At 29.9% G+C, this 16,328-nt stretch carries 5 protein-coding genes and 3 pseudogenes; 1 reads left to right on the top strand and 7 read right to left on the bottom strand.

Translation table 11 applies throughout. From position 1 onward, the window contains the following. The 3 genes and pseudogenes from ELQ04_RS08785 to ELQ04_RS06970 all read right to left on the bottom strand — a co-directional run. Positions 1–414: pseudogene (locus tag ELQ04_RS08785) on the bottom strand (hypothetical protein); the annotation flags it as partial. Between the two features lie 21 nt (positions 415–435). Beyond that, positions 436–2,910: a pentapeptide repeat-containing protein gene (locus ELQ04_RS06965; protein WP_002857711.1), complete on the bottom strand. Its 2,475-nt coding sequence runs from the start codon at positions 2,908–2,910 to the stop codon at positions 436–438. 1 nt (position 2,911) lies between these two features. Continuing rightward, a pseudogene (locus ELQ04_RS06970) lies at positions 2,912–6,650 on the bottom strand (Eco57I restriction-modification methylase domain-containing protein). Positions 6,651–6,879: 229 nt separating this feature from the next. On the opposite strand from ELQ04_RS06970, the gene ggt reads away from it, so the two are divergent. After that, the gene (gene ggt / locus ELQ04_RS06975) at positions 6,880–8,550 is read left to right on the top strand and encodes a gamma-glutamyltransferase (protein ID WP_044781189.1); all 1,671 of its coding nucleotides are present in this window, start codon (positions 6,880–6,882) and stop codon (positions 8,548–8,550) included. A gap of 34 nt (positions 8,551–8,584) precedes the next feature. Here the strand turns inward: ggt and ccsA are convergent, their stop codons facing one another. The 4 genes and pseudogenes from ccsA to ELQ04_RS06995 all read right to left on the bottom strand — a co-directional run bounded on the left by ccsA (position 8,585) and on the right by ELQ04_RS06995 (position 15,980). After that, positions 8,585–11,290 (bottom strand): cytochrome c biogenesis protein CcsA, encoded by a 2,706-nt coding sequence (gene ccsA, locus ELQ04_RS06980; RefSeq protein WP_044794801.1) that lies wholly within the window; start codon positions 11,288–11,290, stop codon positions 8,585–8,587. Next, positions 11,283–11,867, bottom strand: a complete 585-nt coding sequence (locus tag ELQ04_RS06985) for a thioredoxin family protein (protein WP_002939000.1) — start codon at positions 11,865–11,867, stop codon at positions 11,283–11,285. Before ELQ04_RS06985 ends, ccsA begins: the two co-directional genes overlap by 8 nt. A 43-nt stretch (positions 11,868–11,910) precedes the next feature. Beyond that, positions 11,911–13,969, bottom strand: a pseudogene (locus tag ELQ04_RS08975) (rhodanese-like domain-containing protein). 40 nt (positions 13,970–14,009) lie between these two features. Further along, a complete protein-coding gene (locus ELQ04_RS06995; protein WP_002939003.1) occupies positions 14,010–15,980 on the bottom strand; it encodes a cytochrome c3 family protein in 1,971 nt (656 codons plus the stop codon). Between the last annotated feature and the right edge of the window lie 348 nt (positions 15,981–16,328).

The following is a 16,328-nucleotide window of genomic DNA, read 5'->3' on the forward strand; positions in this document are numbered from 1 at the left end:
ACATTTTGCTAAAAATTCAGTTTTTATAAATCTAGCATTTTCTTTAAAAATTGAAATTGTAAAACTGACTTTTGATTTAAATTTTGAAGCATTAAAATCGACACATTTTTCAAAAATACATTTTATAAATTTGACTTGATCTTGAAAAATACATTTTTTAGCAATTAATTTACATTTGAAATCGCAATTTAAAAAATATATAAAAAAATTATTTGTCTTAGAAAAATAAATTTCTAAAATTTCACTATTTTTTATAATTAATCTTTTAATGCCTTTTTCTTGTAAAATATTAAAATCTATTCTTTCTATACTGATATTTTCTAAAACAATTTCTTTTTTAATTAAATCTATATTTTCCACACCATTTATAGTAAAAATTCCATATTGTGCTAATTTTTCATCAAATTCTTTCATTTTAACCCTTTACTTAACCTTTCAACTTGGTACTATGGAATTTTTTCGTGCAGTTTTTTGGAGTGAGAATATACAAAGCAAAAGTATAATGCTATATAAAACACTAGTGGATTTTATGATGTTTTGGATAATTTCATCTTGATTTATCACTTCCAAAATCCCTTCAAAACTTGATTTAAATTTCAAAAGAGCCAAGACACTTTTTAATTTATCTTGACTGTCTTTTTGATCAAAAAGAGCCATTTGCTCAGGTGATAGTTTTTCAGATATAGAAAAATTACTTTTTATCGCATATAAAATATCTATTTCTTGACTAAAATTTAATTTTAAAAATTTATTAAGTTGAGCAGATACAACGCTATTGTTGTTTTTATTGTCTATCTCTTCTATGATATTTTTTACATTTGATGTGTTATTTTCTAGTTCATTTAAAACCTTTTTATAATCACTTTCATATTTATCATTATACACTTTAGATAAAATTTCTTTTAATTTTTCTTTATTTGCCATTATCAAAGCTTTAGCTGAATTTAACTCTGTAAAAGAAATATTTTGATCTTTTAAATGGAGATTAAAATCATTTTGCAATATGCTTGCTAGATTTACAATAGCACTCGCATTTAAATCATTTAAACTTTTTTCAAATTGACTTTCATAAAGCTTATCTGATGAAAAAATTCCTACAAAAGGATTGATAAGTTGTGGTTTTAAAATAATAACTACAATCAAACAACCATAAGCTACCAATCTTAAAATAAAAACAAAAAGTTTAATCTCGCAGAGAAATAAAAGATAGAAAAATAATATACTTGCAAAATAAACTAAGAAACAAAAGGTTGGAATATATACAGGCAATAAAAACGACATCATCAATATTATAAAGATGCCAAAAATACCGAAAAACAAAATACTGCCTTGCTGATACAATTGTCTTTTGACATTAAAAAACACCATAATCAACGCAAACAAAATAAAATAATTTGCTATAATTATCGATACTGAATTAAAGGATGATATAAAATTTATGGTTTTTGAAAATACAAAACCCATAAAAGCATACAATGAAATCATTAAAATCGTAAAATTTAAAATTTTTAAGAAATTTGTATGGTGATTGCTAGTATTCCTATAAACTTGCAACAAAACACAATCAAACCACAAAGTAAAATCTAGCATCTTTCTTCCGGAAACTATCAATTTTCTTTTAATTTTATTAAATTTTATCCTCCAAAAGATTATAAATTTATTTATATCTAAAGGATAAAATGATTTTAGAATAAATGTCAAAATTTTATATATAAAAAATACAACATAAACACAATAAAACATTATTGTAAAAAATGGAGCGACCAAAACTAACTCAATAATTATTAATATATTTACAGATAAATATCCAATTGTTTTTAATAAAAATATTATAAGAGATATAATTTTTGAATAATTAAATTTTTCATAATCCTTAGGATTATATACTTGATTTTTAGATTCTTTTTTTAAATTGTCATTTTTATTTTTACTTAATTGAATTTCCAATTCTTTCTCTTTCGCATAAAGTTCTAATTTATGCCATTCTTGAGCTTCTAAAGTATTATTTTGATTTATCAAAACATCTTTTATAACCCTAAAAGAATCTTTTAAATTTTTAGCACATCTTAATTTATGCTCATTTTCAATCCTATAAAGCTCTTTTTCATCTTTTTGTATTTTTTCATTATTTTTAATTGCGTTTTTATAATTTCCATCTTGATAATTATCTTTTATATATTGTTCTAATGATTTAAAATCTAATTTGTCTATATTTACATTTGTTAAATTTACAGCTTTTGGTTCTTTAAAATAACAAGCACTGAAATTTGGAGCTTTTTCAAATCTCACTCCATAAAAACTAGCAGTTTTTTCAAATTCACACTCATGAAAATCAGCGTAATCTTTAAATATAGAATTATCAAAACGAGCTTCATTTTTAAAAGAACCTAACATAAAAAATGATTTATAAAAAGTACAATTTTTTATTTTAATACTTGCCAAATATTCTTTAACATTAAAATAAAAAACATCTTTAAAAATGCAACCATTAAATTTTATTTCAGCATTAATATTAACTTTTCCAATGTCAATATTCTCATTAAATTTACAATCAAAAAAATATAATTTATTATTTAATTCAAATGTATTATTGGTAACCAAATCATTATTTAAGCATATATAATCAAATTCACAATTTTCAAAAATTAAAAAGCTATTGCTTGTTTTATATAAGCAAAAATATTCAAGACAGCCAAATTTGCAGTTAGTGAATTTAATTTCATATTTAAAATCTGTATCTAACAAGCCCGTAGAAAAAAAATCAAATTCTTGATTACTTATGTTTACACCATTGCATTCCACGGTCGGATAATGTATTTTTTCTTTATCAACTCCGCATATTTTAGAAACTATTTCAACGCCTTTTTCTGCTTCTTCTGGTGAAATTAAATCATCTCTTCCTTTATACATATTATTTCCCTTCTATGATTTTTATTTCTTCTTCAGTTAAGTTATAGAGTTTATAAACGATGGAATTGATTTTATTTTCTAGTTCTTGGGTGTTTGCGTTTTTGTCTTGTTCTTTGGCTTTTAAAATCTCATCGACTAAATTTATAAGCTCATTGGCTAATTTTTCATTTTTTGAATTTATTTTTGGTATAGGAAGTCTTTCTATTTTATCTTTAGCTCCATAAGCATAAGAACCTGTTTGTATTAAATTTGTTTTTAAAGTAATTAGCCATTTATAACAATTAGAATTCATAAAAGCTAATATATACTTCAAACTAAAAACATCTAAAGTCATCATAAACAAAGAATTATTAAAAAATATATGTTCTTTAATATAAGAAAATAAATATTCTCCGCTTACTGGGTTCCAAACTATCTTTTCCTTTTCAAATTCATCTAAATAAGCACAATTTCTAAGATTATAAGGAGTCAAGCCTTTATCAGCTCTTTTTTCTAATTGTGGATAAAATTCATCAAAATGCTTTTTTAAACTAGGATAATGCTTTATATTTATCGCTTCTACTTTTTCTCCATTTTGATTTTTGTAACCATTGTGAGTATTTATCACCCAAAGTCCCGCCCACTCGTAACTATATCTTTTTATATCGCGTCCGCGTAGCATTTTGCGTATGAGTTTGGCGGTGCGTTCTTTTTCGGCTTCATCTTTGCAATTTGCTAAAATTTCATTTCTTTTTTCAGTAGTGATGATAAAGGCTTCGTTATAGCCTGTTTTTATCCCATAGTTGATATTAAGCCCATACCATTCTTTAAGCGGAGTTCCTATGCGTTCTATCTTGGCCTTTAAAGCACTAGTATTCTCATCACTAAAAGTGAAGCTTTCTTTGCTTAAAGAATTTTGCGAAAATTCTGCAAAGTCCTTATATAAGCCAATGTCATAAGCACAAGTTTTTAAAATTTCATTGCTTAGGGCAAGGTATTTGAATTTATTATCTTTGCTTTTTGATTTTTCAAAACAAAGTATGGAAGTATCCACTGTAGCACTATCAAAAACTTTTATACCATTTAAATCAGTGTATTCTAAAAACTTAACATTTTTAAGCAAAAATTCACGCAAAGCTTCCCCATATCCTGCACGCGTGTATTTGTTAGAAGTGATATAGCTCAATACCCCCCCCCCTATCTTTTAAAACATTAAATCCTAGTTCATAAAAATAAGTATAAATATCGCTCGTGCCTTTATAAACCTTATAATTTTTAGCTAAATGGGGCTTGAGTTCTTTAAGCTCCTCTTGTCTTATATAAGGTGGATTGCCGATGATGAGATCAAAGCCTTTGAAATTTCCATCATCGTCCAAAATTTCAGGGAATTCAAAACGCCATTCAAAAGGGTGATTGCTTTCTAGGTTGAAGATATTGTCGTATTCTTTTTTAAGATTTGCAAATTCTTTTGTGGCTTCTTTTTCATCAAAGTCAAAAAGAGTCAAATTCGCACTAACAAAGAATTTCAAATTTTCATCATCTACGGCTAAGAAATTTCCGTATTTTTTAGAGTATTTTTCACATTTATCATTAAAGCTTTTCATTTCTTTTTTAAATTTATCCGCAAAGCAGAAATTTTTAAAAGAAATTTTGAGATTTTTTATCTCTTGGTTGATGTGGCTTTTATCTGTGTAAAAGCCTTCTTTATAGTCTTTTACTATGCGTTTGTATTTGTTAATGCGTTCTTTGATGTTAGGATAGTGGTTTAGGCTTTTGCCTGTTTCAAAGTAAGATACCAAAGAATTTCCGCATTTTATGTTTATATCGATGTTTGGCAGGGTTTTAAGATCGTGATAATTCTCATCATCAAAGCTTTGATAAAAACTATGTTTTAAAAGCTCTATCCAAAGCCTTAGCTTGGTGATCTCGCATGAGTTAGGGTTGATATCGACTCCAAAAAGGTTGTTTTCTATGATGTCTTTTTTGGTATGAAAAAGTTCTTGCTGGATAAGATGGGCTTTATCTTTAGGTGTTTTTGGGCGTTTATACTCTATAAACTCACCTTTTCTACCCGTGATGAGAATTTCATCGTTTTGCACTTCTAGATAAAATTCTTCATCAAAAAGATTTATCTCATCATAAATGCTTAACATAACATTTAAAGCAGAAACCAAAAAATGCCCGCTTCCCACTGCAGGATCGCAAATTTTTATAGAGTTTAAAAGCTCTTTTTGTGCTTTTTTGTCTTCTTTTCTTAAAGACTTTCTTAGTTCGCTTATATCTTTAGCATCAAGATCAAATTGAGCGTTGAATTTATCAAGCACAACTTTTGTGATGCTTTCTTTACACATATAAGAAGTGATAAAGCTTGGCGTGTAAAAGCTCCCTTCTTTGTAGCCATTGAGTTTTTCAAACACATTTCCTAAAACGCTTGAGCTTATGAGTTCTTTTTGGCTTAAAATTTCGCTTTGCTCATCATCACTACCAAAATCAAAGCTATCCAAAAATTCAAACAAGTATTCTAAAAGCCCCACTTGTCCTTTTTTAGCCTTGCATTTATCATCTTTTAGCACAGTGTTTTTATAGTAAAAAAGCTTTAAGTCATTGCTTAAGCTTGAAATTTCAAGTGTGTTTTCTATGCTTTGTTTTTCAAACAAAGAAGAATTTAAATAAGGCAGATAAGCAAATTCGCTTTTCTTTCTCGTACTTTTTTCTTTGGCTAAAACTTCAAAGAAAAGTTCGCTAAGCTTGTCAAAATCAGGGATTTTTTTGAAATTTAAAAATTTCAAATTTTTATCATCATTAAAACGCACCAAATTTGACTCTATAAGCTTTAAAAACAAAATGCGATTAAGCCATAAGATCAAAAGTTTTAAGATGGTTTCAAAATTTTCTTCTTTAAGCTTAGAGTTTATAGCGGTGTAGAAAGTTCCTTGCTCTTCTTTGCTTTCTTCACTTTTTGCGATGATGAGTTTTGAGTTTTGTTTGCTCTCATAAAGCCCTAAGATGTATAAAAGTTCTTTGTAAAAAGCGTTGTTGAGTGAATTTGCATCGTTAGGGTTAAACTCACCTAGCAAACAATCTTTGCTAAAAATTTTAAACAAAGGCTTAAGCTTACCAAAGCTTAACTTATCTTGTTCTAAGATAGGTTTTAAATCCACAAAAAGCCCTTTTAAAGTGCTATCGCCATTTAAAATCTTTTCAAATTCTTGATAAATTTCATCGGTATTGCCTTTAAAAAGCGAGTTTTTGCTTTCAAAATTTTCAAAAGCTTCTTTAAAATACTTGTTTTTGTTAAAAAGCTCTTCAAACAAATCCGCCTTAAAGATAAAAAAGCTATAAAAATCCGTGATGATGATGTGCTTAAGCGATGAATTTAACGCTTTTCTTTCACGAAGATAGTATAAAATACACTCATGCAAAGCCTTGCAATTAGGTTTGCTTGGGCTAAAAAATTCTCTAGAATGAGGCAGTTTTGCTTCGATGATGACTTGGGTAAGGCCATCTTTTTTTAAGGCCAAGTCTATACCGCTGTTGCCTTTGTGTATGCTTTTGACTTCGCATTGAAAAGATAAATTTTCAAAAAATTTGCTAAGAGCATTTGCTACAAGGGAATCTTCGTTGTTTTTGAGATTGTTTTCTAAATTTATTTTGTAGTCTTTTAAAGTTTTGATAAATTCGTTTAATTCTGTTTCTAAGATAGGCTTTTTGCGGTGGTAGGGATTTAAAAATTCTTTTTCATTTATAGCTTCAAATTTCATATTGCACTTTCAATAAATTTTAAATATTTTAGCAAAAAAATCTCAAGTTTGGTATAAAATTTAAAAGTTACTTTTTGTAATTTTATAAAAAAATAATTATATAAAATGAGAATATTTGATACAAAATTTTAAAATTTTAAATATTTTTATAAAAATATATCATTTTTTAAATTTATCAATACCCCTAGTTTTGTTACAATAATTCTATATATCATTAAAAAGGAGTAAAATGCGTTATTTTGCTATATTTGCGATTTCAATCACGCTAAGTTTTGGTGCAGCTAATCCACCTATACAAGATAGAACGGGCACAGGACTTGTTTTATCAAGTCATGAACTAGCCAATAAAATAGGCAAAGAAGTTCTTGACAAAGGCGGAAATGCCATAGATGCAGCTGTAGCAGTAGGTTATGCTTTGGCTGTAGTGCATCCTGCAGCAGGAAACATAGGTGGTGGTGGCTTTGCAGTCATTCATCTAGCCAATGGAGAAAATACCACGCTTGATTTTAGAGAAATGGCACCTTTAAAAGCAAGCAGAGATATGTATCTTGATAGCAAAGGAGAAGTTATAAAAGATGCTTCAACTATAGGTTATCTAGCTGCTGGAGTACCAGGAACGGTTAAAGGTATGAGTGCTATGCTTGATCGCTACGGCACTATGAAACTAAAAGACTTGATGGCTCCTGCTATAAAACTAGCTGAAAAAGGTTATCTCATCAACGATAGACAAGAACAAACCATGCTAGAAGCTAAAGATATGTTTAAAGAATTTCCTAGTTCAAGCAAATATTTCCTTAAAAAAGATGGCAGCACTTATAAAAGCGGGGATTTGTTTGTCCAAAAAGATCTAGCAAAAACTTTAAAACTTATCGCAAAGGAAGGTCCTGATGCTTTTTATAAGGGAAAAATCGCTGATTTAATAGCAGCGGATATGGCTAAAAACAAAGGCATTATCACTAAAGAAGATCTAGTACAATACCAAGCTATTTGGAGAAAACCTGTAGAAGGCACTTATAGGGGTTATGATATCATTTCCATGTCACCACCTAGCAGTGGGGGTGCTCATATCATCGAAATTTTAAATATCATGGAAAATGCCAATATAGAAAATTTAGGCTTTGCAAGCTCTAAAACTTTACACATAATGACTGAAGCTATGCGTCAAGCTTATGCGGATAGATCAGAATACATGGGCGATCCTGATTTTGTAAAAATCCCACTTGATAAACTTACAAGCAAAGAATACGCCAAAGAAATTTATGCAAAAATTCCAAAAGATAAGGCTTTGCCAAGCTCAAAAGTAAAACCTGGTTTAGGGCAAATTCACGAAGGACATAATACCACTCATTATTCTGTACTAGATAGCAAAGGCAATGCTGTAAGCATTACCTATACTATCAATGCGAGTTATGGTTCGGGCGCTGCGGTTGAAGGGGCAGGGTTTTTACTCAATGATGAAATGGATGATTTTTCAATCAAACCAGGCGTGCCAAATTTATACGGACTTGTAGGCGGAGAAGCTAATGCTATAGAACCTAAAAAAAGACCTTTAAGCTCTATGAGTCCAACTATCATACTAAAAGATGGAAAAGTATTTATGGTAGTAGGTAGTCCAGGTGGTTCTAGGATCATCACGACAGTTTTACAAGTGATTTCAAATGTGATCGATCATAAAATGGATATATCAACAGCGGTAGAATCTCCAAGATTTCACATGCAGTGGCTACCTGATGAAATCAGAACAGAGCCTTTTGGAATCATCAAAGATGTGCAAAACAATCTTGAAAAAATGGGCTATAAAATCACAAAAGAACCTTATATGGGTGATGTAAATGCTATCATGGTCGATCCAAAAACTGGAAAAATCGTAGGCTCTATGGATTCAAGAAAAGAATTCTAACTTCTTATTTACCCTTGAAATTTCAAGGGTAAATTTATACAGGATTTTTAAGTCTTCTTTTAAAAAATGCTCCTAAAATTAAAATCACTGTAAAAGCAATGAAAAAATATAAAAATTTAGGCACAGGCACAGGATCTCCTGCTGCATAAGAATGCAATCCTGAAAGATAGAAATTTACCCCAAAATAAGTCATCAAAATAGAATAAAATCCTATAACACTCGCACTTGCAAAGGCGTAAGGATTGTTAAATTTTGAGATAAATCTAAGATGTAAAATCATAGTATAAACAATAATAGAAATTAAAGCCCAAGTTTCTTTAGAATCCCAACCCCAGTATCTTCCCCAGCTTTCGTTTGCCCAAACTCCACCTAAGAAATTTCCTATAGTGAGTAAAGCAAGTCCTATTATCATCGCCATTTCGTTGATACAATGTAAGTTTAAAATACTTTGATCTATTTGAGCTTTTTTTGGATTTCTTAACATAAATAAAATCAAGCTAAATACTCCAAGCAAAAAGCAAAGTCCTAAAAATCCATAGCTTGCAGTGATGATAGAAACATGGATATTAAGCCAATAGGATTTTAAAACGGGCACAAGATTTGTAATTTGTGGATCCATAAAACCAAGATGTGCTACAAAAAGAGAAATTCCAGCCATAATACTTGCGGTACAAAGCGCTAAAGAAGATCTTTTATAAAAAACAAGTCCCGCAAAAGCACAAGCAAAAGCTATATAAACCATACTTTCATAAGCATTACTCCAAGGAGCGTGATCTCCTACATACCAACGAAAGATTAAAGCTAAAGCATGAGCTAAAACACTTAAAGCAATGAGAATAAAAATGGCATTTTTAAGCATTTTTGGAGCTTTTTTAAGGCTTAAAATTTCATAGACTAATAAGATAAAAAGCATACTACCTAGTAAAAGATAAATAGAGGTGAGATTGTCAAAAATATTATAATGATTTAAAAAAAGCTCTAAAGAAATTTGAGTAGGTGTAGGGATAAGATTTGATCCATAAAAATTTTGGAAATTTTTAAGTCTTTCTAAACTTTCATCGGCTTTAGAAAAATCTTTGGTACTAAGAGCTTGTTCAAAATCAAAAAAATATTTTGCCAATAAGCTTTGTATATTTTCTATATCCTTTAAATCAAAAGGCATAGGTGTAGCAGGAGAGTACCAAGTATAGGTTTTTTGGCTTGGATCAGGAAATATTCTAAAAATTTCTCCGCTATAGATATAAAAAGCGGTGTTGATTTTTTCATCAAGAGCTAAAATATCTTTATCAAACTGATCTCTTAGAGCAGGTTTTTTGCGATTTACTTCTTCTATATAGTTTGAAAGTTTGTAAAAATCTCCATCAAAAACATCATCATAAGCAAGATATTTTTCATTTTTATCCACACCTAAAATTTCTTTTAGCTTTGCAGTTTTTACGCTAATCATTTTTATTTGTCTAAAATGTTGTGGATGCATCATCATACCAAGAAAAATTTGATTATAGTTTAAACCTAAAAAATCATTTTTTTTGGTAATTTTATGGATGTAATTCATCGCTAAAGTATCGATAGGTTTTATCCTGCCATCAAAGTCTTGCACAAGTAAGCTTCCAAAAAGCATAGAATGTTTTGCAGAATTTTCTTTGATATTTTGTATAAGCTTTAAGGTATTTTCATCGGCAAAACTTTTTATGTTAAAAGCAAAAAGACAAAAAAGAATTAATAAAAGATTTTTTTGATTTTTAAGATAGTTTGATAATTTTTGAAATCTTGAGTTTTTAGCAAATAAAATCCATAAAAAACCTAAAGTCAGCAAAGTATAGCCTATATAGGTTGGAATTTTTCCAGGATCTTTATTGACTGAAAGTATGGTGCCTTGTTCGTCTTGATCATAAGAACTTTGAAAAAATCTATATCCGCCATAATCTAAAACATTATTCATAAAAATTTTATACTCAAAACTTTTATCTTGATCGATCACTTCGATATCTGAAGCATAAGAAGAAGGACTCATAGAACCTGCGTAGCGATCTAGGATAAAATCTTTTAAAGCCAAAGAAAAAGGCAGTTTAATCTCTTCAGGACCCCAGTTGAGTGCAAAAATTTCACCTCCTAATCTAAAAGGTAAAACATTTTCATTGTTGTAATTTGGAGTGAGTAAAATTTCTTTGCTTTCATTATTAAAAGAAATTTGCATTTTGATGATAGGATTGCTCATTGCATTAGGAGCTTTTTCATAATCAAGTAGTTTTAAATTTATAGTTTTATTTTGCTGCATGGAAACTTTTTTTTCAAAACTATTATGGAGTAAAGGATTAAAAGCTACTCCAAAGGATTGATATTCTACAACCTTACCTTCATCATTATAAAGCATTAAGGCTATAAATTCATCTCTTGTCACAATGATATCAGAACTTTGTCCTTCTCTAATGTGCATACCTCCTTCTATGCCAAAATAACGCGTGATTGCAGCGCCAAGTAAAATTACTATAAAAGCACTATGCAAGAGCAAGGAAGCATATTTTTTTCTTTGTAAAAGTTTGTGTATAAAAATAATACCTATAAGATTGATTAAAAGCAAAAGGTGTAAGATATCAAACCATAAAGCATTATAAACTAAGGCTTTAGCAGCATTTGTGCCAAAATCATTTTCGACAAAAGTCGCTACTGCACAAGAAAGAGCATAGATAAAAAGTAAAATAAGACTCATCCAAAAGGAAAAAAAGATTTTCTTAAACATTTTTCTCCTTGTATGCTAGAAAAAGTGTTTTAAAAAGCTCATCTTCATTAAGCTTTTGATTTTTTTCATCTTTTAAAATTTCCATAGTCAAAGCAAGGCGTTTAGCACTCATAAAACCAGGATAAATCAGTAAAGTTTTATGTTTAGGAGTAAAAAATACCAAAGTAGGCGTAGCGTCTATATTGAATTCTCTTGAAAGTTCTTCTGTGCTTGTTTTTTTATTGTCGTAATTATAAATTTTATGATAACTTGTATTGATATAATAAGAATTATATGTGTTTTTTAAGATATTTTGAACTTCTTTGTTGTTTTGAATTTCGTGTTTTAATTTATCGCAATAAACACAATTATTTGCACTAAAAATAATTAGCACAGGTTTGTCAGAAAAAACAATATTTTGATTGTCTTTAAAAAATTCTGCGATTTCTTTGTAAGAGTTGAGATCAAGATTGTTTGTATCTTGTTTGTATTGTTCTGTAGTTTTTGTTCCTTTAGAAAGAATATTTTCATCTATTTTTTCATCATTACAAGCACAAAATAATAATATTATAAATCCTAAAATCAGTTTTTTTAACATCAAATCCTTTCATTTAAAATTGCCTAGAAAATCTAGGCAATTATTATTTTAACAAATCCACTATAAAAGCATAAATCATCAAGAATAAAAAGATCATTCCTGTAATCAGCATCAAATAACCTGCTAATTTAGCAATGCCTTTATAAGAATTAAATTTAGAGTTTTTCTCATATAAACTTTCAAGCTTTCCGCTTTCTTTTAGGCGTTGATAATACGCATTTCTTTCTTGTTTAATCTCTGCTTCACTTTGGATTCCTGAGAAAATTACCATATCCATAGGGAAGCGATCTGCTCTAAAATGAGTATTGAAGAAGTGGATTGCAAAGATAAATCCTGTTGCAAGTAAAGCTTCATCAGAGTGCACTAAAGAACAAAGATTGATCATCCAACCTGGTAAAAAGGTACTAAAGAAAGTAGGAAACCATAAAACCAATCCTGAAAGTCCTATAACAAACATACCCCAAAATACTGCTAGATAGTCAAATTTTTCCCAATAAGTCCAGCGGTCAAATTGTGGTCTTTCACCCATGCCAAAGAACCATTTAAAATGTGCTTTCATATCTTTAAAGTCTTGCCAATTTGGCATTAAAGAATCAGGTCTAAAAAGGGCTTTTAAAATTTTCATTTTATCAAGTTTTCCTGTTTGTGGATCACGCACTAAATCTCTTCTTTTCCAGTTTACAAGTATGATTTCTCCAATATGAGAGAAAAAGACTATAAACATAACAATAGCACTAATATGATGCACTATGGTTGCACCGATTGGTCCACCCATAAGATCTATCATGGTTTGTGCCCAAGGAGCGGTATAAAATTTTTGCGGCAAACCTGAGAAAGCAAGTCCTAAGAAACTTGCCGCCATAAAGAAATGCTGAATTTTATGGAAGGTTGAAAAACGTTTGATTAAAACCTTGTCATTGTGTGCATTTTCTTTTGCTTTTTTCCATTCTATAGGATGTGAAAGTCTTGCTAAAATCAGTCTTATACTCCAAAGTAAAGTATGCAAACCAAAGAACACAAAAACTCCTATTACTAAAGCGGTCATAAAGATATAAGCACCGTAAAGTAAAGGATAGTTTTCTCCATCACTATGATCAGCATGTGCAATAAAATTGGCAAAATTTTCATTAGAATTTGGATGACATTGTGCACAAGTTTGAACACGATTTAAAGACGATAGGGTTGAGTTTAAATTTTCAACTTTTAAAATAGTGACAATCATAACAGGCTGCGATTTTTGGAGCGCTACCGGGACTATTTAATACCATAGCCTTACCATGGAAAGTATCATGATAGCGATCTTGTTTATCTTGATGACATTCGCCGCATTTAAAATCACTTCTTTGTTTTAAGGTCATTGCATTCATTAATGGATCGTTGTTGTGGATATCGTGACAAGTGGTACAAGTTGGAATTTTTTTCTTTTTTCCATCTTTATCAAGTTGTATTTGGCTGATATTTTGATGAATGCTGTGTTTAAATTCTTTATCTACATCTTTATGACAACTTGCACAGTTTTTATTGATAAGATCCAAATTTGCAGCATTATTGTAGCGAATAGATTTTTTATCTTCGCCTTTTCCGTGGCAATCCCTACAACTTGGAACATCTCCAAAATACATTCTTGAATGAATACTATCTTTAAAATCATCTAAATTTTTAGAGTTTTGCCATTTTTCTATTTGTTCTTTTTGAACTTTTCTTCCAGAAAGCACCCAAGATTCTATACCATCTAACATAACATAAACATGAGTATAGCCTAATTTTTGGCTTAAATTTGCAATATTAGAAGCATCAAAAGTAAAACGATTCAACCCATAAAAAATTAAAGTTGCATTAAAATCATCAGGTAATAAATTTTGCCAATTTTGCGCATCAACTAAAACAGCATTAGGTATATTACCTGCAACTTCTCTTTCTTCCTTGGAATTAACATCCACAAAATATACATTTTTTTGCCCTAAAAGTTTTTCAGCATCTTTCATGCTGATAGGAGTTACACCTTCAACTATACCTATTTGAATTTTTCCGTCGGCAAGTAAAAAAGGGGTTGAAAAACAAAAAACAGCAAGCAATATAAATTTTATTAAACTTTGTTTCAAAATTTACTCCTTAAACTCGCCCAAAAAATGGGCGAAAATTTTATTTTAAAATATTTTTAGCTTCTTGTATATAAACCAAAGCCTCATCTACTATTTTTTTAGAGTAAACAGGACCATGCACACCCCAAGAACCATCTTTTTGCAATTTTTCTGCAATAGCCCTTGCTTGATTTGCCAAAGTAATAACACGAGATTTTTTCTCTACAGAAAGTTTAGGATTTTCAGCCATAGCTTTATCAATTTCTTTCACGCCTTTAAGAATATTTTCATATCCATCTTTTACAGGTTTTTGCCAACCTACAACAATGTCATAGATAGTCTCTTGATCTGTAAAATGAAGTTTTTTAGGTAAATTTGACTGAACCGCACTGTGACATCCACTTGCACCTGGCCCCATTAAATTTGGATCACTAAAACTTGTACGTCCACAAGCCCACATTAAATCAAGGAAAAATCTTCCATCATCATCTCTAGCGATGGTCCATCCTGGAGTTTTTGGAGATCTTTCTTTACCTTCTGGCGGATTAAGAGTTTTAGCAGTTTTATCAACTTTTATTTTCCAAATGTGAGAAGCTCTAACATTATCAAATCCACCTTTATCGGGATTTTGAACTGCTCCAAAGTTTTCACAACTCATCATATTTGGCATGTGACAAGCTGTACAATTATCTTTTGAATGAATTCCTCCTTGTTTAAAGAAGCTAGCTTGTGTGTCATGACAATCTGTACAAGTTTTTTTAAGCCCTACTTTAGTATATCCATCTTTCCAATCATTGAAAGTAACCTCATGAGGATCGTGGCAAGTAGAACATCTCATACCCTTATCATAGTGAGCTGAACTATACATTTGCACACCTTCAGTTCCACAAGCTGGACAGCTAGATTTGAAGAAGGCATTAAATGGTTTTCTAGGATTTTTCTTAGCATCTTCTTCATTATAAGAAAATCTTTGATGACATCTTTCGCAGTTTGATGGCATACCTGCACCTCTAGCACCATAAAGATGAGCACCTGCACCATGACATTCTTCACAAGAAATACCTTTTGAAATTGTATGTTTTCTAAGCTCTTGAGTATTTCCTAAAGCTTTATAAAATTCTTCTTTGCTTTTAAAATCAAATTTAAAACTATGACAGGTTTCGCAATAAGAACTTGCAGGCTGAAAAAGCATATTTTTACGATATTGTGCTGCATAAGAATTTGTTCCCCAAACTTGAGAGCCATTACCTCCAAATTGTTCCATAGTAGTAGGGAAACCTGGAGAAAATTCTGCTATTTTTTTGGTCATTTCAGGTGTTAAAAACTCACTCCAAAGTCTTGAGAATTGATTACCTCCGGCTACTATTTTTCCTGTCATATTGCTAAGATTTCCATCTTCAACATGATAAGTTCCACGAACCAACCATCTATTAATAAAACCATATTTTGTTCTAGGTGTTCCAATTACAGCATAGACATCATCAGGATAAATTCCATCTGGTAAAATAGTAGATTGTGAGTTATACATAGGTTTTTTTAAATCATTTCCTACTTCTTCAAACTCATCAGGAAAACGAACGGTTTTTGCATGACGTGATCTTTCCCAAGCTTTATATTGAGCAGGATGACATTCACCACATTTTTTTGGACCTACAAATTTATTTGGAAAATCTAAAAAAGATTCCATTCCCAAACGATAAGTCACTGAAGTATGAGCTAGATTGTTTTGCTGTGCAAAAGTAGGACCATTAGAAAATTCTACATATTCTTCTTCCCTATCACTAATAGCATATTTACCTACTATACGACCTTCTTTTTCATATTTAAACATAGGATGATGTTCTTTAAGATATTTAAAAAACGCATCTTCTTGGTGCACATAACCCTCAAGCGTTCTTGGTTTAGTATCGCCATCTTGTGCAGCTTCTCCTTGAATAAGAACATTTGAATTTTCTGCACTACTCACATTTAAAGCAAATCCCACCCCAAGTAATAGGGTTAAAACCTTTCCCTTAGAAATAAGCTTTTTCATAAGATACACCTTATAAATAAAATTTTTAAGATAATATAATTATGAAATAAATAGTTTAAGATATAAATTATCTTATTTAAATTATATTAACTTTTATATATAAAGTTTATGTTAATTAAACTTAATAATTAATAAAATTAACAATTTCATCGTGAATTTATATATTAATTTCTATTTTTTATTTAAAATTCTATCAATAAACCAAGTAGCCGATCACCCAAACAACTTTTTTAAAAGAACTAAATTTATACAATCCATACAAATATATTAAACTTTCCAAACCCCTAAAAACACCCTATTCTCTCTAAAAACCCTAACCAGTAACAAACTCTTTTTTAAACACAATTC

It is taken from the genome of Campylobacter sp. CH278 (assembly GCF_004378845.1).
Lineage (GTDB): Bacteria > Campylobacterota > Campylobacteria > Campylobacterales > Campylobacteraceae > Campylobacter_D > Campylobacter_D jejuni.